The 23,079-nt window shown below is 59.4% G+C and carries 29 protein-coding genes; 19 read left to right on the forward strand and 10 right to left on the reverse strand.

Annotated features, from left to right (window positions below; translation table 11 throughout):
- Positions 1-51 precede the first annotated feature (51 nt).
- The 3 genes from QYH43_RS08575 to QYH43_RS08585 form a co-directional block, all read right to left on the reverse strand.
- A complete protein-coding gene (locus tag QYH43_RS08575; protein ID WP_095056927.1) occupies positions 52-465 on the reverse strand; it encodes a VOC family protein in 414 nt (137 codons plus the stop codon).
- Between the two features lie 87 nt (positions 466-552).
- On the reverse strand, positions 553-1,212 hold the full coding sequence (locus QYH43_RS08580; RefSeq protein WP_095056926.1) for a TetR/AcrR family transcriptional regulator: 660 nt from the start codon (positions 1,210-1,212) through the stop codon (positions 553-555).
- Positions 1,199-2,050: a 3-hydroxybutyryl-CoA dehydrogenase gene (locus tag QYH43_RS08585; protein WP_095056925.1), complete on the reverse strand. Its 852-nt coding sequence runs from the start codon at positions 2,048-2,050 to the stop codon at positions 1,199-1,201. The genes QYH43_RS08580 and QYH43_RS08585 overlap by 14 nt, the downstream gene beginning before the upstream one ends.
- Before the next feature lie 164 nt (positions 2,051-2,214).
- Between QYH43_RS08585 and QYH43_RS08590 the strand changes: the two genes are divergently transcribed.
- On the forward strand, positions 2,215-3,222 hold the full coding sequence (locus QYH43_RS08590) for an AraC family transcriptional regulator (RefSeq protein ID WP_095056943.1): 1,008 nt from the start codon (positions 2,215-2,217) through the stop codon (positions 3,220-3,222).
- Positions 3,223-3,253: 31 nt separating this feature from the next.
- On the opposite strand, the gene QYH43_RS08595 is transcribed toward QYH43_RS08590, so the two are convergent.
- Complete coding sequence (locus tag QYH43_RS08595; protein ID WP_256580300.1) at positions 3,254-3,379, reverse strand: hypothetical protein; 126 nt, start codon at positions 3,377-3,379, stop codon at positions 3,254-3,256.
- A 49-nt stretch (positions 3,380-3,428) separates the two neighbouring features.
- Positions 3,429-4,802, reverse strand: a complete 1,374-nt coding sequence (ppnN, locus tag QYH43_RS08600) for a nucleotide 5'-monophosphate nucleosidase PpnN (RefSeq protein WP_095056924.1) — start codon at positions 4,800-4,802, stop codon at positions 3,429-3,431.
- 216 nt (positions 4,803-5,018) lie between these two features.
- On the opposite strand from ppnN, the gene QYH43_RS08605 reads away from it, so the two are divergent.
- Both QYH43_RS08605 and QYH43_RS08610 read left to right on the forward strand, forming a co-directional pair.
- Positions 5,019-5,546, forward strand: a complete 528-nt coding sequence (locus QYH43_RS08605; RefSeq protein ID WP_095056923.1) for a DUF3087 domain-containing protein — start codon at positions 5,019-5,021, stop codon at positions 5,544-5,546.
- Between the two features lie 54 nt (positions 5,547-5,600).
- Positions 5,601-7,145: a sensor domain-containing diguanylate cyclase gene (locus QYH43_RS08610; protein WP_095056922.1), complete on the forward strand. Its 1,545-nt coding sequence runs from the start codon at positions 5,601-5,603 to the stop codon at positions 7,143-7,145.
- Between the two features lie 51 nt (positions 7,146-7,196).
- Here QYH43_RS08610 and QYH43_RS08615 read toward each other — a convergent pair whose 3' ends face one another.
- Positions 7,197-7,562, reverse strand: a complete 366-nt coding sequence (locus tag QYH43_RS08615) for a DUF2784 domain-containing protein (RefSeq protein ID WP_095056921.1) — start codon at positions 7,560-7,562, stop codon at positions 7,197-7,199.
- A 142-nt stretch (positions 7,563-7,704) separates the two neighbouring features.
- Here QYH43_RS08615 and QYH43_RS08620 point away from each other — a divergent pair, with 142 nt between their 5' ends.
- Both QYH43_RS08620 and QYH43_RS08625 read left to right on the forward strand, forming a co-directional pair.
- Complete coding sequence (locus QYH43_RS08620) at positions 7,705-8,403, forward strand: AzlC family ABC transporter permease (RefSeq protein ID WP_095056920.1); 699 nt, start codon at positions 7,705-7,707, stop codon at positions 8,401-8,403.
- Positions 8,403-8,714: an AzlD domain-containing protein gene (locus QYH43_RS08625; protein WP_177408774.1), complete on the forward strand. Its 312-nt coding sequence runs from the start codon at positions 8,403-8,405 to the stop codon at positions 8,712-8,714. The genes QYH43_RS08620 and QYH43_RS08625 overlap by 1 nt, the downstream gene beginning before the upstream one ends.
- Before the next feature lie 165 nt (positions 8,715-8,879).
- Here the strand turns inward: QYH43_RS08625 and QYH43_RS08630 are convergent, their stop codons facing one another.
- The gene (locus QYH43_RS08630; protein ID WP_301156887.1) at positions 8,880-9,566 is read right to left on the reverse strand and encodes an SOS response-associated peptidase family protein; all 687 of its coding nucleotides are present in this window, start codon (positions 9,564-9,566) and stop codon (positions 8,880-8,882) included.
- Between the two features lie 138 nt (positions 9,567-9,704).
- Between QYH43_RS08630 and QYH43_RS08635 the strand changes: the two genes are divergently transcribed.
- Both QYH43_RS08635 and QYH43_RS08640 read left to right on the forward strand, forming a co-directional pair.
- Entirely contained in the window at positions 9,705-10,604 is a 900-nt protein-coding gene (locus tag QYH43_RS08635) for a polysaccharide deacetylase family protein (protein ID WP_301156888.1), read from the forward strand.
- Between the two features lie 117 nt (positions 10,605-10,721).
- Positions 10,722-10,961, forward strand: coding sequence for a DUF1652 domain-containing protein (locus QYH43_RS08640; RefSeq protein ID WP_095152771.1), 240 nt, complete (start codon positions 10,722-10,724; stop codon positions 10,959-10,961).
- Between the two features lie 148 nt (positions 10,962-11,109).
- Here the strand turns inward: QYH43_RS08640 and QYH43_RS08645 are convergent, their stop codons facing one another.
- Complete coding sequence (locus QYH43_RS08645) at positions 11,110-11,997, reverse strand: LysR family transcriptional regulator (RefSeq protein ID WP_095056915.1); 888 nt, start codon at positions 11,995-11,997, stop codon at positions 11,110-11,112.
- Between the two features lie 124 nt (positions 11,998-12,121).
- Between QYH43_RS08645 and QYH43_RS08650 the strand changes: the two genes are divergently transcribed.
- The 8 genes from QYH43_RS08650 (at position 12,122) to QYH43_RS08685 (ending at position 19,619) form a co-directional block, all read left to right on the forward strand.
- On the forward strand, positions 12,122-13,270 hold the full coding sequence (locus QYH43_RS08650; protein WP_177408773.1) for a muconate cycloisomerase family protein: 1,149 nt from the start codon (positions 12,122-12,124) through the stop codon (positions 13,268-13,270).
- 10 nt (positions 13,271-13,280) lie between these two features.
- Complete coding sequence (gene catC / locus QYH43_RS08655) at positions 13,281-13,571, forward strand: muconolactone Delta-isomerase (RefSeq protein ID WP_095056913.1); 291 nt, start codon at positions 13,281-13,283, stop codon at positions 13,569-13,571.
- Between the two features lie 55 nt (positions 13,572-13,626).
- Positions 13,627-14,556: a catechol 1,2-dioxygenase gene (catA, locus tag QYH43_RS08660; protein WP_095056912.1), complete on the forward strand. Its 930-nt coding sequence runs from the start codon at positions 13,627-13,629 to the stop codon at positions 14,554-14,556.
- Between the two features lie 166 nt (positions 14,557-14,722).
- Positions 14,723-15,682 carry an AraC family transcriptional regulator gene (locus QYH43_RS08665; protein WP_095152770.1) on the forward strand — a complete coding sequence of 320 codons (960 nt, stop codon included), beginning with the start codon at positions 14,723-14,725 and terminating at the stop codon, positions 15,680-15,682.
- 228 nt (positions 15,683-15,910) lie between these two features.
- Positions 15,911-17,275, forward strand: coding sequence for a benzoate 1,2-dioxygenase large subunit (benA, locus tag QYH43_RS08670; RefSeq protein WP_301156889.1), 1,365 nt, complete (start codon positions 15,911-15,913; stop codon positions 17,273-17,275).
- On the forward strand, positions 17,272-17,760 hold the full coding sequence (gene benB / locus QYH43_RS08675; protein WP_095056909.1) for a benzoate 1,2-dioxygenase small subunit: 489 nt from the start codon (positions 17,272-17,274) through the stop codon (positions 17,758-17,760). Before benA ends, benB begins: the two co-directional genes overlap by 4 nt.
- A 10-nt stretch (positions 17,761-17,770) precedes the next feature.
- Complete coding sequence (benC, locus tag QYH43_RS08680) at positions 17,771-18,784, forward strand: benzoate 1,2-dioxygenase electron transfer component BenC (protein WP_095056908.1); 1,014 nt, start codon at positions 17,771-17,773, stop codon at positions 18,782-18,784.
- A gap of 61 nt (positions 18,785-18,845) precedes the next feature.
- On the forward strand, positions 18,846-19,619 hold the full coding sequence (locus tag QYH43_RS08685; RefSeq protein ID WP_095056907.1) for a 1,6-dihydroxycyclohexa-2,4-diene-1-carboxylate dehydrogenase: 774 nt from the start codon (positions 18,846-18,848) through the stop codon (positions 19,617-19,619).
- A 12-nt stretch (positions 19,620-19,631) separates the two neighbouring features.
- On the opposite strand, the gene QYH43_RS08690 is transcribed toward QYH43_RS08685, so the two are convergent.
- Positions 19,632-19,994 carry an NUDIX hydrolase gene (locus QYH43_RS08690; RefSeq protein WP_095056906.1) on the reverse strand — a complete coding sequence of 121 codons (363 nt, stop codon included), beginning with the start codon at positions 19,992-19,994 and terminating at the stop codon, positions 19,632-19,634.
- Positions 19,995-20,207: 213 nt separating this feature from the next.
- On the opposite strand from QYH43_RS08690, the gene QYH43_RS08695 reads away from it, so the two are divergent.
- On the forward strand, positions 20,208-20,414 hold the full coding sequence (locus tag QYH43_RS08695) for an SPOR domain-containing protein (protein WP_095056905.1): 207 nt from the start codon (positions 20,208-20,210) through the stop codon (positions 20,412-20,414).
- Positions 20,415-20,449: 35 nt separating this feature from the next.
- Here QYH43_RS08695 and QYH43_RS08700 read toward each other — a convergent pair whose 3' ends face one another.
- Complete coding sequence (locus QYH43_RS08700) at positions 20,450-20,713, reverse strand: hypothetical protein (protein ID WP_095056904.1); 264 nt, start codon at positions 20,711-20,713, stop codon at positions 20,450-20,452.
- A gap of 167 nt (positions 20,714-20,880) precedes the next feature.
- On the opposite strand from QYH43_RS08700, the gene QYH43_RS08705 reads away from it, so the two are divergent.
- From QYH43_RS08705 to QYH43_RS08715, 3 genes are all read left to right on the forward strand, one after another.
- Entirely contained in the window at positions 20,881-21,066 is a 186-nt protein-coding gene (locus QYH43_RS08705) for a hypothetical protein (RefSeq protein ID WP_095056903.1), read from the forward strand.
- A gap of 104 nt (positions 21,067-21,170) precedes the next feature.
- A complete protein-coding gene (locus tag QYH43_RS08710; protein WP_095056902.1) occupies positions 21,171-21,506 on the forward strand; it encodes a hypothetical protein in 336 nt (111 codons plus the stop codon).
- Between the two features lie 265 nt (positions 21,507-21,771).
- On the forward strand, positions 21,772-23,061 hold the full coding sequence (locus QYH43_RS08715; protein ID WP_095056901.1) for an FAD-binding oxidoreductase: 1,290 nt from the start codon (positions 21,772-21,774) through the stop codon (positions 23,059-23,061).
- Positions 23,062-23,079: the final 18 nt, after the last annotated feature.

Below are 23,079 nucleotides of genomic sequence, written 5' to 3' on the forward strand. Positions count from 1 at the left end.
AAACACCGTCCCGTCAGGCGGTGTTGTCATTAGACGACCTGCGAATTCCTTTCACTGGTCCTTTTCGCAATTCACCATCCATGACACGCCAAAACGGTCGACCAACATGCCGAAACGCGCAGCCCAAAAGGTGGTCTCCAGCGGCATTTGTACGCTACCTCCCTCAGATAAAGCACTGAAAACGCGTTCAGCTTCGGCGATGCTGTCGACATTCAGCGAGATGGAACATCCGCTCATATTATCGGTGGGGCGGTCAGGGGTGGTGTCCGACCCCATGATTGCCTGATCGCCTACAACGAGACGGGTATGAATGATCAGGTTATGGAGGTCTTGCGGCACGTGCTCGGCGGCGGGGGTGTCGCCAAAAGTCGTCATGGCTTCGATCTGACCAGACAAACTTTGCGCGTAAAACTCAAACGCGGCTTTGCAGTCGCCATTGAAGATCAGGTAAGGATTGATTTTCATATTCGGCTCCAGGTTTGGAAGGGACACATCGGATTGGACGCCGGGTGCAGCAGCGAATTCCGATGTATTGAGCCGAAAAGCAAAGCGCTAAATAGCGGTAATGGCGGGAATTTCTTTAGAAGATTTTTCGATAGGCCGGGCCAGACTTATGGCTTCCGGTGCGCGTCGTGGAGACAACACTCGTTCGATGGCACCACTCACCAGGCTCTCCAGCAGCTCATCGTGCTCCTGTTCATCCAGAATATGAGGTGTAAGCCAGCTGGGGGCGCTGTTGAGCAATGACGCAATGGCATGCCCGGCTGCCAACACACCCTGCTCACTGAAACGGGGCTTTACATCAAGTATTTTCAGCAGGGTACGCTCGTACTGTTCGCGCAACTGCTGCACCCGTTGCTGCTGCTCGTCATTCAGGCAACCGCTGTCACGTTCCACCAGACGAAAATGCCAAGGCATATCCCGATGCAGGTTCAGGTGCGCGCGTATCACGCTGTTGAGTTTGTCGCGTTTCGCCGGGGCTTTTTGCCGGATGCGTTCGAGCGTAGCCAACAGCTCCTCGTAGAACTCTTCGATCAGGTCGAGTAACAAGTGCTGTTTGCTGGGGTAATGATGGTACAGCGAGCCTGGAGAAAGCCCCAGGCACGTGGCGAGTTCGCGCATGCCGACCTGGCCGAAACCTTTGCTGGCAAACAATTCCAGCACCTTGTCCCGGTACTCTGCGAAACGCGAACAACGCTCAGGCATAGGCATGGAAGCCGCGCCCCGTTTTGCGTCCCAGATACCCGGCAGCGACCATTTCCTTAAGCAGTGGAGCCGGGCGGTACTTACTGTCGTTGAAACCTTCATAGAAGGCTTCCATGATCGCCAGTAGAGTGTCCAGGCCGATCAGATCCGCCAGGGCCAATGGGCCGATGGGTTGATTGCAGCCTAGGCGCATACCTGCGTCGATGTCTTCGGCGCTGGCCAGGCCTTCCTGGAACACCAGGATCGATTCGTTGATCATCGGTACCAGGATTCGGTTAACCACGAAGCCCGGACGGTTACCCGCGGTGATCGCGGTTTTGCCGAGGGTCGTTGCCATGTCCAGGGCCAGTTTGTGAGTGGCATCACTGGTTTGCAGGCCACGAATCACTTCAATCAACCCCATCACCGGCACCGGGTTGAAGAAGTGCAGGCCGATGAAGCGTTCAGGTTGGCTGACGCTCGCAGCGAGCTGGGTGATCGACAGCGACGAAGTGTTGGACGCAATCACGCACTCGTGGGTGACCTGCGCGGCGATCTGTTGCAGTACACGTAATTTCAGTTCGAGATTTTCCGTGGCCGCTTCGATCACCAGTTGCACGTTTTGCAGGCTGCTGTAATCGGTACTGGTGCGGATTTTGTCGAGGGTTGCCAGTTTCTGCTCTTGTGTCAGGGTTTCCTTGGCAACCTGCCGATCAAGGTTCTTACCGACGGTTGCGACAGCTTTTTGCAGCGCGCTCTCGGAGATGTCGATCAAGGTCACGTTGAAACCCGCCATGGCGCAGACTTGCGCAATGCCGTTGCCCATGGTGCCTGCACCGATCACTCCGATGTTTTGCAGATTCATCTTTACGTCCTTCGATCAAACCGTGCGATACCTTCGCCGCCACTGCGGCCGAAGGCGTACTATTGCCGCGAGTCTAGAGCTGGCAGGACGGTTGTCCTATGCCGCAACTGTTCAACGGCACTGGCGTTTTTTGCCATTCGGATGATGAGAAGAGAAACGTTCATATGCGGGAAAAGGACTCGGTCGCTGCCTATTTTGTACAGGCAATGATCCATGGGCTGCGGGATAAACCACAGCGCGTGAAGGCGGTACTCGAACAGGCGGGTGTCGATCCGGCGATCATGCAACAGCCGACGGCGCGAGTGCCGGCCAGTGCATTTGCTGCGTTGTGGCTGATACAGATCCGCGAACTCGACGACGAGTTTTTCGGGCTCGACTCACATGGCATGCCACCCGGCAGTTTCGCCTTGATATGCCGCGCTTTGATCCAAGAGCCCGACCTGCATAAAGCCATGCGCCAGTGCCTGGCCAATTTCGCACTGTTCTTGCGCGACTTTCGCGGCACGCTGACGGTCCGTGGCAAACGGGCAGTCATCAGCCTGGAAACCCAGTCGCAAGACGCCGATGCCAGCCGTTTTGGAGAAGAGACGTTCCTGGTGTTGATGATCAGTATTTTGTGCTGGCTGGGTGGCCGGCGTATCCCGATTGATCGCGCCGACTTTCGCCATGAGCGTCTGTCGCTCAGCGATGACCGTTTGCTTTGGGGGCCCAACCTGACCTTCGGCGCTGAACGCACTGAAATCGAATTTGCCAGCCATTACCTGCGACTGCCAGTGGCACAGGATCTCGTGTCGCTGAAAGTGTTCCTGCGCACGGCGCCGCAATGGTTGGTCATTCGTTTTCGCAACCAGCATGGCCTGGCGTCACACGTTCACCAGCGTTTGCGCGGCAGTCATTACAGCGAATGGCCGACGTTGCAGGCCTTCGCGTTGGAGCAGCACCTGAGCCCCAGCACCTTCCGCCGCAAACTGGAACGCGAAGGCTGTTCTTATCAAGAGATCAAGGATGAAGTGCGACGGGGTGTGGCGTTCGAACAGTTGCGGCACAGCGGGGCAAGTATCAGTGATATCGCCGAACAGCTGGGTTTTCAGGAACCCAGCGCCTTCCATCGGGCGTTCAAGAAGTGGACGGGGGAAAGCCCGGGGCGCTATCGGGCGAGGTATCAGGAGTAACAACAGGCGCTTCTGTTTTTTGGTCCCGACGTCAGGCGTTTTCCAGCATCTCAATCAACGGCTCCTGCCACACCGTTTCGTGGGTCTCTCGCAGTTCGGCGGAATGACGTTGGCGCATTTTTTCTTTCCATGGAGTGCCGCGAACCGTAGCTTTCACTGCGGTTCACGACGGTCGAGCTCATGTCGGCGTTCTTACGCCGATTGAATTACGCCACCACCCGATAACACGGCACATACGCCGCGCCGCCCGGCAACTTCATGCGGTGCTGGGCGACGAAGGCTTTGAGCAGTTGGTCCAGTGGCTGCATGATCGCGGCATCGCCGCGGATCTGATACGGGCCGTGCTCTTCGATCAGACGGATGCCCTTGTCCTTGACGTTGCCGGCGACGATGCCGGAGAACGCGCGGCGCAGGTTGGCCGCCAGTTCGTGAGCGGGCAGGTCGAGGCTCAGTTTCAGGTTGGCCATGTTTTCGTGGGTCGGGTCAAACGGACGCTGGAAGCCCTCATCGATTTTCAGAAGCCAGTTGAAGTGGAAGGCATCGGCGCGCTCGCGGCGGAATTGCTTCACCGCTTTGAGGCCTTGGGTCATTTGCCGGGCGACTTCGACCGGATCGTCGATGATGATCTGGTAATGCTGTCTGGCTGCATCGCCCAGAGTGGCGGCGACGAAGGCGTCCAGTTGTTCCAGGTACGCGGCAGCGTGTTTCGGCCCGGTGAGGATGACCGGGAAGGGCAGGCCGGCGTTGTCCGGGTGCATCAGGATGCCGAGCAGGTACAGGAACTCTTCAGCCGTGCCGGCGCCGCCCGGAAAAATGATGATGCCGTGGCCGACGCGTACGAAGGCTTCGAGGCGTTTTTCGATGTCCGGCAGGATTACCAGTTCGTTGACAATCGGGTTTGGCGCTTCGGCGGCGATGATGCCCGGCTCAGTCAGGCCAAGGTAGCGGCCGCCGTGGATGCGTTGCTTGGCGTGGGCGATGGTCGCGCCTTTCATCGGGCCTTTCATCACGCCGGGGCCGCAACCGGTGCAGATGTCCAGGCTGCGCAGGCCCAGTTCGTGACCGACCTTCTTGGTGTATTTGTATTCTTCGGTATTGATCGAGTGGCCGCCCCAGCACACCACGATTTTCGGTTCGACGCCGGGGCGCAGGGTGCGGGCGTTGCGCAGCAGGTGGAAGACGTAGTCGCTGATGCCCTGGGAGGTGCTCAGGTCGATGCGTTGGCTGTCGAGTTCGTTTTCGGTGTAGACGATGTCACGCAGGGCGCTGAACAGCATTTCCCGGGTGCTGGCGATCATTTCGCCGTCGACGAAGGCGTCAGCCGGGGCGTTCAGCAGTTCCAGGCGTACGCCACGGTCTTGCTGGTGAATGCGGATTTCAAAGTCTTTGTAGGCTTCGAGGATGGTCTTGGCGTTGTCGACGTGGGCGCCGGTGTTGAGGATGGCCAGGGCGCATTGGCGGAAGATGTTGTAGGTGCTGCCGGAACCGGCTTCGCTCAGTTGCTGGACTTCCCGTTGCGAGAGCGTTTCCAGGCTGCCTTTTGGGCTGACAGAGGCGTTGATTACTTGTCGTTGGGTCATGCAATGATCCTTAAAACGACGGCATCCGCGCAAAACCAGCGAATGACATCCGAATAATATGTATCCATGAAAGAAGATGGCACGAACTGCTCGGTCTCGCCATGTCCCCCGTTTGACGGTGAAAAGATGAAAAGGAGCCCCAGCATAGCTAAATCCCTCGCAGAGGCGATAATGGCCCGCAGTCTTTTTGCCCATGACCCAAGGAAACCTGACGCAATGTTCGAAATCCAGCCGATGAACGCCGAACGCTACCGGCAACAGACGCGGCGCAGCACGATCATCATTGCCCTGATTTTCCTCGCCCTGGCGATGGTCCTGTCCACGGCCGCGGTGGCGTTGTTCGGTGAGCCGGGTGGCGACAATCTGCGATTCAATGTCGGAGGGGTGTTTGTCGCCGTACTGGTCATGGTGGCGCTGATGCGCAAAGTCTTCTGGACTCAGCCATGGATGGCCCCGGCAGTCTATAGTTGGCAGCTCAAGCGCACGCTCATGGCAATCACCAATGTCATGCACCATGTGAAGGTCTCCGTGGAGGCCGACGATCCGATGGCCATGAAGCTGCTACGGTTCTATCATTTGGGCTTGAACCAGATGCACCAACTGGACGGCAACTCCAGTGACCACAACCAGTTGATCCACGAGATGGAGCAACACAAGGCGCGGATGGAAGCGCTGGGTATCGACACCGAGCAGACGCAATTCAATCCGGCGTGGCTTCAAGCGGTGAAGCCTGCGGCGGCGTAGCGAGCAGCACAACGATAAGGAGTGTCGCGCCATCATCAGCACTCAGGGAGCAGCATGGGAAATCTGTTGATCAACGATCCTGTTGAAAGTCGCCGGCCTGCCGTGACCCGACTGAAGGTTCGCTCGGCGGTGACGCTGATGGTCGCGGTGTGTCTGTCGATGACGGTGATCTTGATCTGGGAGGCCTGGAGCTCGCATCGGTACCATCTGCGTGACAAGGAAGTGGCCATGTCCAACCTTGCGCAGGCCCTGGCATCACAAGCCCAGGATTCAATCAAACAGGCCGATACGCTGTTGTTTACCCTGGTGGATCGACTGGAGCACGAGGGTGCCGATCAATCCCGCTTGCCGCGTTTGCTCAGCGCCCAGCGCAGTGAGCTGAGCCAGCTCCACGGTCTGTTTGTATTCGACGAAACGGGGCGCTGGCTCGCCAACTCCAACGGTGTCGGGCAGGAGGGGCTCAACAATGCGGACCGCGAGTATTTTCTGTTCCATCGCGATCATCCAGGCCGAGGGCCGCACATCGGGCCGTCGATCAAGAGCCGTTCGAGCGGCGAGTGGGTCATGCCGGTGTCGCGACGGGTCAATCATCCGGACGGCAGCTTCGCCGGGGTGGCGCTGGCGACGATCTATCTGAGCCATTTCCTGCAACTCTACGACAGCATCGATATGGGCAGTAACGGTGTGATCAACCTGATCGCCGACAACGCGACCATTGTCATTCGCCGACCCTTCAATTCGTCAGATATTGGCACCAGCCTGTCCAAGAGTCCGTTGTTTGTTGATTTGCTGCCCAAGGGCGATGCGGGCACCGCCACCATCAAATCGATCATCGACGGCGTGGATCGGGTCGTGGGGTATCGCCGGGTCGAGGGTTATCCGCTGATCGTTTTTGTCGCGGTGAACAAGGACGAAGTGCTCGGCAGCTGGCGCAAGCAAACCCTGCTCAGCGCGGGTCTTGTCTCGGTGTTGCTGGTCGTTCTCTGGATGCTGGGTTATCGGCTGATCAAGCTGATGAGGCGCCAGAACCGAGTCCAGGCCGAGTTGCTGGGGACTCAGGAAAAACTCCTTGGGGTCAACCGCAACCTCGAACAGCTGGCCCTCAACGACGCGCTCACCGGGCTGGCCAACCGGCGGCAGTTCGACATTTTCATCGAATCGGAACTGGGTCGTGCCCGGCGTAACCAGACGAGCCTCGGGTTGCTGATGCTCGACGTCGACCATTTCAAGGCGTTCAACGATCACTACGGGCATTTGGCCGGTGACGAGTGTTTGCGCAAGGTCAGTGCGATCATCACTGACAATATCCGCAGTCCCGGTGATCTGGCCGCCCGATACGGTGGCGAGGAGTTTGCCGTGGTGCTGCCCGGTGCGGACTACGTGGGGGCGTTTCTGGTCGCGGAAAAAATCCGTCGTGCGGTGCAGGAGGCGAACATCCTGCATGGTGACAGTCCCGAAGGGCAGGTGACGGTCAGTCTTGGGTTGAGTGCCTGTGATGCGAGCTCGTTGGCCGGGCCCGAGGATCTGATCGGCGCAGCGGACAAGGCGCTTTACGTGGCCAAGACCAGCGGCCGGAATATGAGCGTCATCGCCAACTGACCGCCACGCGTTTAGCCCGACCGGTCAAGGCGCTGGATGAATCGGGTGTTGTCAGTCCGTGCGCCGCCATTTCCACAGACGAAGATAGACCAGCACATTGATCAGCAGCACCACGCAGCCCAACCCAAGCTGAATGCCCGGGGTCAGCCCGGCGGGGTAGATGATCGGCCAGACATAATGCTCGATGAATCCACCGTCATAGCCGGCTTGCCCGGCGCGATGGCGCAGATGGTTTTCCCAATCGGTGAGCGGGCAGGGCAGGTGAAAAAACTCCACCGCCATCCCCCACAGCGCTGCAGGTGGATGCCACCACACCAGGTGCCGCCATTTGAGCACCAGCAGACCGCCGAACAATACGAACAGAATGAACGACAGATGAAACAGCACCAGCCCATCGGCGGCGATTCGGTACAGCATGGCGATGCCCCTGGCCGGGTAGATCAATCGCTCCATGGTACTCGGGCTGGCCTTGGATACCGTGGCGGGTGAGCAAAATTGTTAAAGCCAATGGCCGCGAGGACTGGCACAGTCACGGGTCTTTCCCTTTCTGTAGAACGTCATGTCCAATTCACTCCTGCCCCGCAGTGCCTTTCTGCGCGGCGCCGCAGCGATCATGCCGCTGTCCCTGGCTACGGCGCCCTGGGGCTTGCTGGCCGGTTCCATGGCCATCGAAGCCAATCTCACGCCCCTGCAAGGTCAGGGCCTGTCGAGCATCGTGTTTGCCGGTGCCGCGCAGCTGGTGGCCATCGGTATGCTCAAGGGCGGTGCCGGGATCTTTTCGATTTTGTTGACCACGTTGCTGCTGACCTCCCAGCATTTGCTCTACGGGATGAGCATGCGTTCGGTGATTTCACCGCTGCCGGGGCGCTGGCGAGTGGGGTTGGGGTTCTTGCTGACGGATGAGCTGTTCGCCCTGACCAGCCAGCACGACAAACAGCAGTTCAACCGCTGGTACGCTCTGGGTGTCGGCTTGACGTTTTACATCGCCTGGAACCTCTTTACCCTGGCCGGGATTGTGTTGGGCAGCAGCATTCCGGGCCTTGAGCATCTGGGGCTGGACTTCTCCATCGCGGCGACGTTTATCGCCCTGATCACCCCGGTGGTGCGCAACGTACCAACCGTGGTGTGCGTGGCGGTGTCGTTGTTTTGCTCGGTGTTATTCAGCTACTGGCAGTGGGGTTCGGCCCTGGTGCTGTCGGGTTTGGCGGGGATGACCGCCGGGTTTGTCTGCAACAAATTCTACGGTGGACGCACATGATGGTCTGGGCAGTGATTATCGGAATGGGCCTGTTGGTGTTCCTCAACCGCTATGTGTTTCTCGAGCCGAGGTTGCCGCTTCGCTTGAGCAGTAATGCCCGGCAGTTTCTCGGGTTTGCGGTGCCGGGGATGCTGACGGCGATTTGCGGGCCGATTGTGTTCATGCCGGAGAAGCAACTGAACCTGCAATGGGACAATCCCTACCTGATCAGCTCGCTGGTGGCTGTCGGCCTGGTGTTGTACACCCGTAATACCTTGCTCAGCATGCTGTTGAGCATGGGCTTCTTCTTTGTGCTGCGCTGGTGGCTCTGAGGTTTGGCGCAGGAAAGTTGTTCTACGCTTAACGTTGATGAACGAACCCTTCAGACAGCGAGGTGAACATGGCCAATGAACCCAAGCGTCCCGATCCGGACGAAGATGTTGATGAGCCTACGGAAGAAGAGATTGAAGAGCAGAGGCGTTGAACGCACGCCAGGCTCACGACTTGATTGTTTCATCAATTAACCAGGCGCCCTGATTTCTGACATTGCCGACCGCCTTGTCGACTTTGTGCCACTCAAATACATCACTCACTTCGCCTTGCATTAACACCATCTCTTCGGCCCGCTCTTTGGGGGTGGCCGGGTCCAGCCATTCCCTGGCGAACTCCGCTGAAAACACCACCGGCCTGCGGTCGTGCACATCCAGCAGGCCGCCAGCGCTGTCGGCGGTGATGATCACGAAACCGTCGTGCTCCCGTGGAGGCGCGCCACCGATGGGGAACTGACCAATGGCGGCGCAGAACACCGGTGCGTGGTCTCGTCGACGAATCAGCCAGGGTTGCCGCGTCGAATCGCCGGCATCGACCCATTCGAACCAGTTATCAACCGGACAGATTGCGCGATGGGGCCAGATCGCCCGGAAATACGCGCCGTGGGCGACTTTCTCGACCCGCGCATTGATCGGCGCCGCACGATCCGTCGCCCAGTGCGGTCGCCAGCCCCAGCGTACCGAGTCGGCATGCAGTCGCCCATTTTCCTCATGCAACAGGGCGAGCTGCGTGGTAGGCGCGGCGTTGTAGCGCGCCAATGGCTCGTTGCCGACGTGATTGATCAGCGCATCGGGAATGCTCAGCGCCGCCACAAAGTCGTGGATTCCGTGGTATTGCGACAGTCGTCCGCACATGGCCTGACACTCTGGTTGGGCGGTGTTTTCAGTTTAGTTGCTGGACGTAAAATGGGCCTGGCAAGCACTGGAACCAAACTCTGTGTACCTTATCCAACCTCGGCCCGCCGCCCGATGCGGGCCGGCCCAAGGCAAAACATGAAACAACTATTCAAATTATTAACGGTGTGCGCCCTGGCAGTCGGTCTGCTGGGTTGCATTGCTGCGCCGATTGAAATGACCCCGCAGACCGAACAGCGTCTGCGCGAGCAACCGCCGATTCGTTTTCTGCTGACGTTCGATGACGGCCCCAGCGCATCGAGCTGGTGGAATCCGACCGTGACGGTGCTCGAGAGCCTCGCGCACAATCCGCTGCAACCGAACATCAAAGCGGTGTTCTTTGTGCAGACCCGCGCTCCGAGGGCCGGCGGCAGCGACCTGGGCCGCGAAATCATGCGCCGCGAACACGCAGAGGGGCACGTTCTGGGTTTCCACACCGCCACGCCCTCGCACACCAATCATCGTTCCCTTGCCCCGGCAGAACTGGAGCAGGCCCTCACCGACGGCAGCGCCGACATTGCCGCCATGACCGGCGTGCCAACGGTGTTGCTGCGCCCGCCGTTCTGGAACTACGACAAGCGCACCTTCGCGGCGTATCAGCAACATGGCCTGCATGTACTTCTGACGGATTTGAGTGCCAACGACGGCAAGATCTGGGGCTTCAATGCCAGCCCGCGACGCCGCTCACACATGCTGCGATCAATGTCTGAAGTGCGCGAGCGCATCGCCCGTGGTGAGTTGCCGGTGGTTGATGGGGTGATCCCGGTGGTGGTGACGTTCCACGACCTCAACCGCTACACCGCCCGGCATGCCCGCGAGTATTTGCAGATACTCCTCGACAGTGCTCAGGCGAGTGGCGTGAAAGTCGCCGACACGCCTTTTTACGACGATCAGGCTGCGCTGCTTCGAGCCGCCCTGGCGCGAACGGTGCGCGACGACTCGCAACCGGTTGAGTTGCCGGGGTTCTGGAATTGGATCTGGGGCGGTAATTCCCACTGAAATGCCCAGAATGCGAGCGACATAACAAAATTGACGGCAATTTGCTGACGCATAATCGGCAATGTGTATCTATGCTGAAACGGTCAATTCGATCTGCTAACGTTCGAGGCACCGGCCATGCTTCCTATCTCAGTCTTATGCAACATCGTTGAGTCCGGTTTTGAACCGCTGTCCTGCGAATGCACGGAAAGCCTCGGACTGTTGCGCATTGAGGTTTTCGAACCCGCCACCGGACGGGTTGAACTGTTGATCAATGGTGTGTCAACAGCTGAGTTGACCAGCGTGCGCGCCATTTCTGATCTTGTCGGCGAGTTGCGTACCGAGATGAAGGCCGGGCGTAGGGCGTTTGCGGGTTGATGTAAACACCGACCGGTGGCGAGGGAGCTTGCCCCCGCTGGGGCGCGAAACGGCCCCCGGCATTCTTTCAGGCATGCCGAGTAGGCAGCATAGCGACTGCTTCGCCGTCGAACGGGGGCAAGCCCCCTCGCCACAGGTATTCATTGCCTCACGTCGCGGGCGGTAGCAGTTCCTCGATCATCCGCAAACAATGATTCAAACCCGGCGACACATCGCCCACCCGTCGACTCAGAATGATCGGCGAAGTCGCATTGTCTTCCATTATCGGGGTAAAACCGATGTCGTCGCGGTGCAGCAATTGCACCGAGGCGGGCACCAGCGTGACCCCGATGCCTGCCCCCACCAGACCAATCGCCGTTTGCAGTTCGTTGGTCCATTGCGCCACATGGATGCTCACGCCGTAGGACTCGAACAGGGCAATCACATGGTCGGCGTAACTCGGTCGCGGATTGCCGGGGTACAGCACAAAGGGTTCCTTTGCCAGATCCCGCAGGCTGATGGGCCCGGCGAGTAACGGGTGACCGGCGGGCAGGGCGGCGACCAGGCGGTCTTCGGTCAACACGGTCTGGATGATGGCGGGATCGTCAATGCGGATACGGCCGAAACCGATGTCGATCCGCCCGGCCTTGAGCGCCTGCACTTGCTGCAATGTGGTCATTTCCGACAGGCCCAGCTCCAGTTCCAGCGGCTCACCGCTGCGCAAGCGGCGTATCAGTTCCGGTAACACGCCATACAGCGTCGAGGGCGCAAAACCGATACCCAGCCAGGTCTTTTCACCCAACCCGATGCGGCGCGTGTTGTCGCAGACCTTGTTCAGTTGCTCGAGCAGGGCGGTGGAGTGTTCATGGAAAAACCGCCCGGCGTCGGTCAGCTTCAGCGGTCGCCCGCGCTCCAGCAGGATCACTCCCAATTCATCTTCCAGTTGCTGGATCTGCCGGCTCAAGGGCGGCTGGGCGATGTGCAGCAACTCGGCGGCGCGGGTGAAGTTGAGGGTTTGAGCCAATACCTGGAAGTAACGCAGGTGCCGCAGTTCCATGGAGCCTCCCGTCAATCGTTTGCATACCTTTAAGGTATCAAGTCAGACCAATTCTATATTGGCTTCAGGAAAAAAGCCGTACGAGAATCGATTCCAGAACTTCAAGAACCTGACGGGTATCGAAATGCTTGCAACTGCCATTGAATCGATCGAGACGATCATCGTCGATCTGCCGACCATCCGCCCGCACAAGCTGGCGATGCATACCATGCAGAACCAGACGCTGGTGATCATTCGCGTGCGTTGCGCCGACGGTATCGAAGGCATCGGCGAATCCACCACCATCGGTGGCCTGGCCTACGGCAACGAAAGCCCGGACAGCATCAAGACCAACATCGACACGCACTTCGCACCGTTGTTGATTGGCCAGGACAGCAACAACGTCAACGCGGCCATGTTGCGCCTGGAGCGCAGCATTCGCGGCAACACATTCGCCAAGTCCGGTATTGAAACCGCGCTGCTCGACGCGCTGGGCAAACGCCTCGGCCTGCCGGTCAGCGAATTGCTCGGTGGCCGCGTGCGTGACGCGCTGCCGGTGGCCTGGACCCTGGCCAGCGGCGATACCGAAAAAGACATCGCCGAAGCCGAAAAAATGCTCGACCTGCGCCGCCACCGCATCTTCAAACTGAAGATCGGTGCCGGCGAGGTCAACCGCGACCTGGCCCACGTGATTGCGATCAAGAAAGCCTTGGGCGACCGCGCCAGCGTGCGGGTCGACGTCAATCAGGCGTGGGACGAAGCGGTGGCGCTGCGGGCCTGCCGAATCCTTGGCACCAACGGCATCGACCTGATCGAGCAACCCATTTCGCGCAACAACCGCGCGGGTATGGCCCGTCTGAACGCCATGAGCCCGGCACCGATCATGGCCGACGAATCCATCGAATGCGTGGAAGATGCGTTCAACCTGGCCCGCGAAGGCGCGGCCTCGGTGTTCGCCCTGAAAATCGCCAAGAACGGTGGCCCACGTGCCGTGCTGCGTACCGCTTCGATCGCCGAAGCGGCGGGTATCGCCCTGTACGGCGGCACCATGCTTGAAGGTGGCCTGGGCACCATGGCCTCGGCCCATGCCTTTGTCACCCTGAACAAACTGGCGTGGGACACCGAGCTGTTCGGCCCGTTGCTGCTGACCGAAGACGTTCTCAGCGAACCGCTGGTGTACCGCGATTTTGAACTGCATGTGCCGAACACCCCGGGTCTGGGCCTGAGCCTGGATGAAGAGCGCCTGGCGTTCTTCCGCCGCGACAAGACATCCACCGCCATTCATCAAGCCTGAGGAGAGCATTATGCTGTTCCACGTAAAAATGACCGTGAACCTGCCGGTCGATATGAATCCGGAAACGGCAGCCAAACTCAAGGCTGACGAGAAAGCCCTGGCCCAGCGCCTGCAGGAGCAGGGCAAGTGGCGCCACTTGTGGCGTATCGCCGGCCATTACGCCAACTACAGCGTGTTCGACGTCGACAGCGTTCAGGAACTGCATGACCTGCTGATGCAATTGCCGCTGTTCCCGTACATGGCCATCGAAATCGATGCGATGTGTCGGCATCCTTCTTCCATCCGTGACGACGACCGCTGAGCCCAGCCTGTTCAGCGCGCTACGCTAATAATTACAAGATGAGGAACCCTTCAAAATGAACGTCAAGATTTCCCACACTGCCGAAGTCCAGAAATTTCTCGAAGAGGCCAGCGGCCTGCTCAACGACGCCGGTGATCCACGGACCAAGGCATTGGTGTACCGCATCCTGCGTGATTCGGTGAACATCATCGAAGACCTGGCCGTGACCCCGGAAGAGTTCTGGAAAGCAGTCAACTACCTGAACGTGCTGGGTGCACGCCAGGAAGCCGGGCTGGTAGTGGCCGGCCTCGGTCTGGAGCATTACCTTGATCTGCTGATGGACGCTGAAGACGAGCAGGCCGGCAAATCCGGCGGCACGCCGCGTACCATCGAAGGTCCGTTGTACGTGGCGGGTGCGCCGCTGTCGGAAGGCGAAGCGCGCCTCGACGATGGCATCGATCCGGGTGTGACCTTGTTCATGCAGGGCCGCGTATTCAACACCGCGGGCGAACCTCTGGCCGGCGCAGTGGTAGACGTTTGGCACGCCAACACTGGCGGTACCTACTCGTACTTCGACACCACGCAATCGGAATTCAACCTGCGTCGCCGTATCGTTACCGACGCCGAAGGCCGCTACCGTTTCCGCAGCATCGTGCCGTCGGGCTACGGCTGCCCACCGGACGGTCCAACCCAGCAACTGCTGGATCAACTGGGCCGTCATGGCCAGCGTCCGGCCCACGTGCACTTCTTCATCTCTGCGCCGGATCATCGCCACCTGACCACCCAGATCAACCTGGATGGCGAAAAATACCTGCATGACGATTTCGCTTACGCCACCCGTGACGAGCTGATCGCGAAGATCACCTTCAGCGACGATCAACAGCGTGCAGCGGCCCATGGTGTGAGCGGTCGTTTTGCCGAAATCGAATTCGATTTCACCCTGCAGTCGACTGCACAACCTGAAGAGCAGCAGCGCCACGAACGGGTACGCGCCTTGGAAGACTGAAACACAACCCTGTAGGAGCGAGCGTGCTCGCGATGGTCGCTAACGATAACGCGTGTTTACAGGCTAAACGCGGCGTTCTCAAGTCCATCGCGAGCACGCTCGCTCCTACAGGGGTTTGGTCCTAGAATGGCCCGACGCAACCTATAACAACAATGAGAGTGACCCGATGATGCAAGCTCAACTGTTGAGTCAGCGCAGCAGAGTATTCGACCATGCCGACCCGTATGCGGTGTCCGGCTACGTCAATCAGCACGTCGGTAACCACTGCATTCTCATGCCCCGTGCCGGCAGCCCGCTGGCCAGCCTCGATCATCGCAAGTTCGCCAGTCTCGACCTGTGCCGCATCAGCTACGGCGCCAGCGTGCGGGTAACCTCTGGCGCACTGGAAAACATCTATCACCTGCAAGTGCTACTGCGCGGCAATTGCCTGTGGCGTGGCCACGGCCAGGAACATTATTTCGCCCCCGGTGAGTTGTTGCTGATCAACCCCGACGATCCGGTGGACCTGACGTACTCCGACGATTGCGAAAAATTCATCCTCAAAGTCCCCACCCGTTTGTTCGAGTCAGTCTGCGATGAGCAGCGCTGGCAGTATCCGGGGCAGGGCGTGCGGTTTCTGGAAAACCGTTATCAACTGGGTGAACTCGAGGGCTTCGTCAATCTGCTGGCGATGATTTGCCAGGAGGCTGAATCCACCGAGCAGATTCCCAGGGTGCAGGAGCACTACACGCAGATCATCGTCAGCAAGATGCTCAGCCTGATGAAAACCAATGTCTGTCGCCTCGAACTCGGCTCGCAGACAGCCACGTTCGATGCGATTGCCGATTACATCGCCAATAACCTCAAGCAGGACATCGACAGCGAAGCACTGGCGCGTCAGGCGCACATGAGCCTGCGCTCGCTGTATGGGTTGTTCGAACGCAATGCCGGCCTTACGCCGAAAAACTACCTGCGTCAGAAGCGCCTTGAGCGCATCAACGCCTGCCTGAGCGACCCGACCTGTAACGTGCGTAACGTCACCGAAGTGGCGATGGATTACGGCTTCCTGCACTTGGGCCGGTTCTCCGACAGCTACCGCAAACAGTTCGGCGAATTGCCGTCCGATACCCTCAAACGCCGCCACTGAATCAACCCGATCCCTTGTAGGAGCTGGCTTGCCAGCGATAGCGGCTTGACTGTCGATACTGATGTGTCTGACACGCAGCCATCGCTGGCAAGCCAGCCCCTACAAGGATCGGTGTCCATCCCAAGCCCTGCACAAAACGGATAAAGGTCTGCACCCCGCGGATAGTCCGCCTCATCGCCCCGCCCTAGCATGACCCCTGCCTGAACAATAACAATGGAGGCGGCGGCCATGACCCTGCGACCCGAATATGTGCATTCCCTGCTTGAAGACGATCCCGAGCAGGGTCTCTATCGCTGTAAACGCGAGATGTTCACCGACCCCCGGTTGTTCGATCTGGAGATGGAACACATCTTCGAGGGCAACTGGCTGTATCTGGCCCACGAAAGCCAGATCCCCAACCTCAACGATTTCTACACCACCACCATGGGGCGCCAGTCGATCTTCATCGCGCGTAACAAGGACGGTGTGCTCAACGCCTTCATCAACGCCTGCAGCCATCGCGGTGCGACCCTGTGCCGGCACAAGTCCGGCAACAAGAGCTCCTACACCTGCCCGTTCCACGGCTGGACCTTCAACAACTCCGGCAAGCTGCTCAAAGTCAAAGACCCGGCCAATGCCGGTTACCCGTCTAGCTTCAACTGCGAAGGCTCCCACGACCTGACCAAGGTGGCGCGTTTCGAGTCCTATCGCGGCTTCCTGTTCGGCAGCCTGAAAGCCGATGTAGTGCCACTGGTCGAGCACCTGGGCGAGTCGGCGAAGATCATCGACATGATCGTCGACCAGTCCGCCGATGGCCTGGAAGTGCTGCGCGGTTCCTCGAGCTATATCTACGAAGGCAACTGGAAACTCACCGCCGAAAACGGCGCCGACGGCTACCACGTCAGCTCCGTGCACTGGAACTACGCGGCCACCCAGAACCAGCGCAAACAGCGTGAAGCGGGTGACACCAACCCGACCATGAGCGCCGGTTCGTGGGCCAAGCAGGGCGGTGGTTTCTATTCCTTCGACAAGGGCCACATGCTGCTCTGGACCCGTTGGTCCAACCCCGAGGACCGTCCGTTGTACGAGCGCCGCGATGAGCTGGCGCAAGACTTCGGCAAGGCCCGCGCCGACTGGATGATCGAGAACTCGCGCAACCTGTGCCTGTACCCGAACGTGTACCTGATGGATCAGTTCAGCTCGCAGATCCGCATCGCCCGGCCGATCTCGGTCAACCGCACGGAAATCACCATTTATTGCATCGCCCCCAAAGGTGAAAGCGACCACGCCCGTTCCAGCCGGATTCGTCAGTACGAGGATTTCTTCAACGTCAGCGGCATGGCCACGCCGGACGATCTGGAGGAGTTCCGCTCCTGCCAGACCAGCTATCAGGGCAGCGTTACCACCTGGAACGACATGTCCCGTGGCGCTGAACACTGGATCGAAGGCGCCGACGATGCAGCCAAGGAAATCGACCTGCATCCGCTGCTCAGTGGCGTGCGCACCGAAGATGAAGGCCTGTTCGTGCTGCAACACAAATACTGGCAGCAAACCATGCTCAAGGCCCTGGCGGCCGAGCAGTCGAAGCTGATTGCCGTGGAGGACGTGCAATGAGCATTTCCTATGAAGCAGTGCGCGATTTCCTCTACCGCGAAGCGCGCTACCTCGACGACCGTCAATGGGACGAATGGCTGGAAATGTACGCCCCCGACGCGACGTACTGGATGCCGTCCTGGGACGACAACGACGAGTTGACCGAAGACCCGCAGCGGGAGATCTCGCTGATCTGGTACGGCAACCGCACAGGCCTGGAAGATCGCATCTTCCGTATCAAGACCGAGCGCTCCAGCGCCAGCGTGCCGGACACCCGCACGTCCCACAACATCAGCAACATCGAGCTGCTCGAACAGGCCGACGGACTGTGCAAGGTGCGCTTCAACTGGCACACCCTGAGTTTTCGCTACAAGACCGTCGACAGCTATTTCGGCAGCAGTTTCTACACCCTCGACGTGCGCGGTGAGAATCCGCTGATCAAGGCCAAGAAAGTGATCCTGAAGAACGACTACGTTCGCCAGGTCATCGATGTTTACCACTTGTGAGACTGCCGTCATGACCCATTCCATTGCGTTCAATTTCGAAGACGGCGTCACTCGGTTCATCGACGCCAATGTCGGCGAAACCGTGGCCGACGCCGCGTACCGCCAGGGCATCAATATTCCGCTGGATTGCCGCGACGGCGCCTGCGGCACCTGCAAGTGTTTTGCCGAAGCCGGTCGCTACGATCTGGGTGAGGAATACATCGAAGACGCCCTCAGCCCTGAAGAGGCCGCTCAGGGTTTTGTCCTGACCTGCCAGATGCGCGCCCAGAGCGATTGCGTGGTGCGCGTACCGACATCCTCCGAGGTCTGCCGTACCCGCCAGGCCAGCTACGACGCGACCATCAGCGCGGTGCGCCAGTTGTCCGACAGCACCATCGCGCTGTCGATCAAGGGCGAAGCCCTGAGCAAACTGGCGTTTCTGCCGGGGCAATATGTGAACCTGGAGATTCCCGGCAGCGAGCAGACCCGCGCCTATTCGTTCAGCTCGTTGCAGCGCGACGGCGAGGTCAGTTTTCTGATTCGCAACGTGCCGGGCGGTTTGATGAGCAGTTTCCTCACCGGCATGGCCAAGGCGGGCGACAACATCAGCCTGGCCGGTCCTTTGGGCAGTTTTTATCTGCGCGACATTCGCCGTCCGCTGTTGTTGCTGGCCGGTGGCACCGGGTTGGCGCCGTTCACTGCCATGCTGGAGAAAATCGCCGAGCAGGGCAGCGATCATCCGCTGCATCTGATCTACGGCGTGACCCATGATTTCGACCTGGTGGAACTCGATCGCCTGGAAGGCTTCGCTGCGCGCATCCCGAATTTCAGCTTCAGCGCTTGCGTCGCCAGCCCGGACAGCCAGCACCCGCTCAAGGGCTACGTGACCCAGCACATCGAGCCAAAGCATCTGAACGATGGCGACGTCGACGTCTACCTGTGCGGCCCGCCGCCGATGGTCGAGGCGGTCAGCCAGTTCATCCGCGAGCAAGGCATCAAGCCTGCGAACTTCTACTTTGAGAAATTCGCCGCCAGCGCGGCGTGAGTTTTCTCTGCTGCGACGCTCCTACGGGGTCCGGTGTCGTCATTCAGATCTTGAGGTGTTCATGAACAGATTCCACGAAAAAGTCGCGCTGATCACCGGCGCAGCCCAAGGCATCGGGCGCCGGGTGGCCGAGCGTATGGCCGCCGAAGGGGCGAAGCTGATCCTGGTGGATCGTTCAGACCTGGTGTTCGAAGTGCAACAACAGCTGGCACCGACCACTCAGGTCCTGGCCCTGACCGCCGACCTCGAGCAATACGAAGAATGCAGCCGCGTGATGCAAGCCGCCGTCAAGCATTTCGGGCGCCTCGATGTGCTGGTCAATAACGTCGGCGGTACGATCTGGGCCAAGCCGTTCGAGCACTACGAAGCGTCGCAGATCGAGGCTGAGGTCCGTCGTTCGTTGTTTCCGACGTTGTGGTGCTGCCACGCCGCGCTGCCGGTCATGCTGGAGCAGGGCAGTGGCGCGATCGTCAACGTTTCGTCCATTGCCACGCGCAGCGTCAACCGCGTGCCGTACGGTGCGGCGAAGGGCGGGGTGAATGCGCTGACTGCCTGTCTGGCGTTCGAAACCGCCGGCCGCGGTGTGCGAGTCAACGCCACGGCGCCCGGTGGCACCGAAGCGCCACCGCGGCGTATTCCCCGCAACGACGCCGAGCAGAGTGAGCAGGAGAAGGTCTGGTATCAGCAAATCGTCGATCAAACCCTGGACAGCAGTTTGATGAAGCGCTACGGCACGCTGGATGAGCAGGTTGGCGCCATTCTGTTTTTGGCCAGCGACGAGGCGTCTTACATCACAGGCATGGTCATGCCCGTGGGCGGTGGCGACCTGGGTTAACGTTCGCTGGGGCTACAGGCGACGCAGAAACGCTCTGACGATGCTCTGCGTTGCGTCGCTGATGTTCAGGTTGTGAACCGTTTCCAGCGGATGCCAGAGGCAATCGATGATCTCGTTTTGCGGCCGGGCCTGATGCAGGTTCAGCACCGACACCTCATAGACGTGGTGTCGCGTGCTGCCTGATTCGAATTCCATCAGGTAAACCAGCTCATCAACGTGCAACCCGGTTTCTTCCTCCAGTTCGCGGACGGCAGCGCCGGCCACGGTTTCCCCCCATTCGACCTTGCCGCCCGGCAACGTCCAGCGACTTCCCGCCTTGCGCACCAGAAGCACGTGCCGGTCCTGCTCACAAATGACCGTTGCGCGAATTTTCATGGGTTACCCCGACATGTCATCGAGCAGGCACAAAATTGCAACATCAGGGCCGAGCCCCTATGCGCTGTTGTCGAAGCAGTTTGAGCTGAATTTACCGCTCGCAGTGCAATTTAAATGAGGAATTTATGCGGCGACGTCTGGTCGGTATTTTGGAGAACGGTGGGTGTAAGGTAAGCAAGTCCACCTGATATCACTGTCGAGAAGGAGGTGACCATGAGCGTACCGATGCTGAATAAAATGCACATGAACGGTTACGACGTACTCAGCGTAAACAACGGTCCCTGGCGGGTTTGCACCCAGGGTGACCGGCTTGGCTCGTTCGACAGCCGGGAGGAAGCGCTGGCGTTTGCCGCCTCGTTACCCGGCTACAAGGCCCGCGCTCGCGCCGGCAAGTCTTCGGGCAACCAGCAGACACAATGAAGCAGCTTTTAAGCCCCGGTTCGCTGGGGCTTTTGTCATGCGTCTTTGGGACTTGCGCCTTGCTCTTGCCGGTTCCGGCTGATGAGTTTGGCCTTCACTTCCTCGGCATAGCCCGACAGTTTTTCTTCATCGCCCTGGAATAGCGCACACAGCCTCTGGACGGCTTGCGCATCGGCTTCATTCCCGGCCAGCCGCAATTGTTGCTCGATACGTAAAAGCTCCACCGCTGACCAGCGTAAATCGGATGCGAGCCCTTGCAGATCGCGCCGAAGCTGCTGTTCCTGTTCGTTAAGCCACATGTCGATCTCCTTATTCTGCACTCCAAAATTTTAGACCTGTTTGCGGGTCGGGACGTTGTATTTGTCTGATTGATCGAGGTTCCCTTTGGTCGGGAAAATGCACGCGAACGGTCGAATCCGCTGTCCTACTCACGTGCAGGCATTTCAGCAGGGCGGGGCGACGTCAAATGACCACTACCGATGAATTCAGGGCCCGGGCCCATGAGTTGATGAATGATCTGAACGCGTCCACCACCGAGATGATGAAGCTGATTTCAGCCCATCAACTCAGCGGGCCGGAGTGGGAGCGGGTTACCCGATGGCAGCATGAAGCGTATGAACGATGGATGGCCTATCTTAACGAGAGGAACTAAACATCAGAAATGGCATCCATGACAGCCGCTGACAATATGATTGGCTGATAGATGACCAAGCGGCGACGCGCTACATTTTCTTTTTCAGGAATTAAGGACACATCATGAGGATGTTGATGGGGGGAAGCGTGCTGGCGTTGCTGGCCGGGTGTTCGTTGCCAGCGTCAGTGGTGCCGGGTGAACCGAATGTCAGCAAATACAGTGAAAAGCCGCCCAAGGAGTTTGCGGCGTGCGTATTGCCACTTTGGCAGCATGAGGTATCGAAGACGAGCCAGGTTTCGATTTCCAACGGTTACCGGATAACCGCGCCAGGCATGATCAGCGCTGACGAAGTGCTCGACATCGTCAAGTCCAAGGACGGTAGCCGGGTGTCGCTGTATCAGGGACCACCCTGGGCGAAATCAGGCGCACTGCGTCAAGCGGTGCGCGACTGTCTTTAAGCATCAATCGCCGAGAGTGGTCACCGGGATGAGCGGGGCGTCTTGAGTTGCGCTTTTCTTTTCCCGCCGATCGCTCATCCAGTTTTCCACTTCAACGCCGAACTCCGGCGGGGCTTTGCGTCTTCCGATTGCCTGATACGCGTGACTGAACCGAAAAATCCCGCCCGGACTCTCCCGGGCGGGATTTTTTTGGCTCGAATTGCTTGCGTGAAATTTATCGTGTAACTTTTCATGAAATTATAAATAGAAAATTTCATGGGGCCGTATGTTTCAGCAGTCTACGCAGCATGTCGCCAGTTACTACGCCCACACGTGCACTGATCGGCTGGTAGATCGCGCGGCGCTGGAAGGCGAGCAGGACACCGACGTGGTGATCATCGGCGCCGGTTTCAGCGGATTGCATACGGCCTTGCGCCTGGCGTTGGCCGGCAAGCGCGTCACGGTGCTGGAAGCCAGTCGGGTCGCCTGGGCGGCTTCCGGGCGCAATGGCGGCCAGGCCATTCTCGGTTGGTCGTGCGACATGCCACCGCTGGAAGCGGCGCTGGGCTATGAACGGGCGCGGCGTTTGTGGGACGGCATGCGTTGGGCGGCGCGGGAGCTGCGCGATTTGCCCGGACGCCATGGTTTTGATTGCGACTACCGCGCCGGCCACCTGTGGACGTCGGTGATGCCGCGCCGGGTGAACCTGCTGACCGAGTGGCAGCACGAGGCCAGCCACAAGTGGGGCCACGACGGCCTGCAATTTATCGAGCGCCGTGATTTACCGCAGTGGGTGGCCAGTGCGCGTTATCAGGCCGGATTGTTCGATCCCGAAGGCGGGCATTTGAATCCGTTGAAACTGGCCCTCGGCCTGGCGGATGCCATCGAGCAGGCCGGTGGCCGCATCCATGAACTCAGCAAGGCGCTGAACTATCGCGAGGAGGGTGACGGGTACGTGGTGACCACCGAGCGCGGCCGTATTCGCGCCGATGTGTTGGTGCTGGCGTGCAACGCTTACCTCGATCAACTTGATCCGCAGCTGGCGAGTTGCGTGTTGCCGGTCGGCACCTATCAGGTCGCAACCGAGCCGCTGACGAAGGATCTGGCCACTGCGTTGCTGCCAAGCAATGTGTGCGTCACCGACAATCAGTTCGTCCTCGATTACTTTCGGCGCACGCCGGACAACCGCCTGCTGTTCGGCGGTGGCTGCACCTATCTGGGCGGCATGCCCAGGGACATCGCCGCCGCTACCCGGCCGTTTCTCGAACGCGTATTTCCCCAGCTCACCGGTGTCGAGTTGGAGTTCGCCTGGGGCGGGCACATCGACCTGACCCTCAAGCGCACCCCGGATCTTGGCCGTCGCGGCGGTCTGTACTGGATGCAGGGCTACTCCGGGCATGGCGTGCTGCCGACACTGGCCGGGGCGCGGGCGATCTCCGACGCAATTCTGGGCCAGCCGGACGAGTTGTCCCTGTACCAAGGCTTGAACAACGGCAGTTTTCCCGGCGGTAAATACTTCGCGGCACCGCTGGAAGCCATCGGCAAGGCCTGGTATCGGCTGCGCGACAGCATTTGAAGCGACACTTTCTGGAAG

Origin of the sequence: Pseudomonas sp. C32 (assembly GCF_030417915.1) — a bacterium.
In the GTDB taxonomy this organism is placed as follows: domain Bacteria; phylum Pseudomonadota; class Gammaproteobacteria; order Pseudomonadales; family Pseudomonadaceae; genus Aquipseudomonas.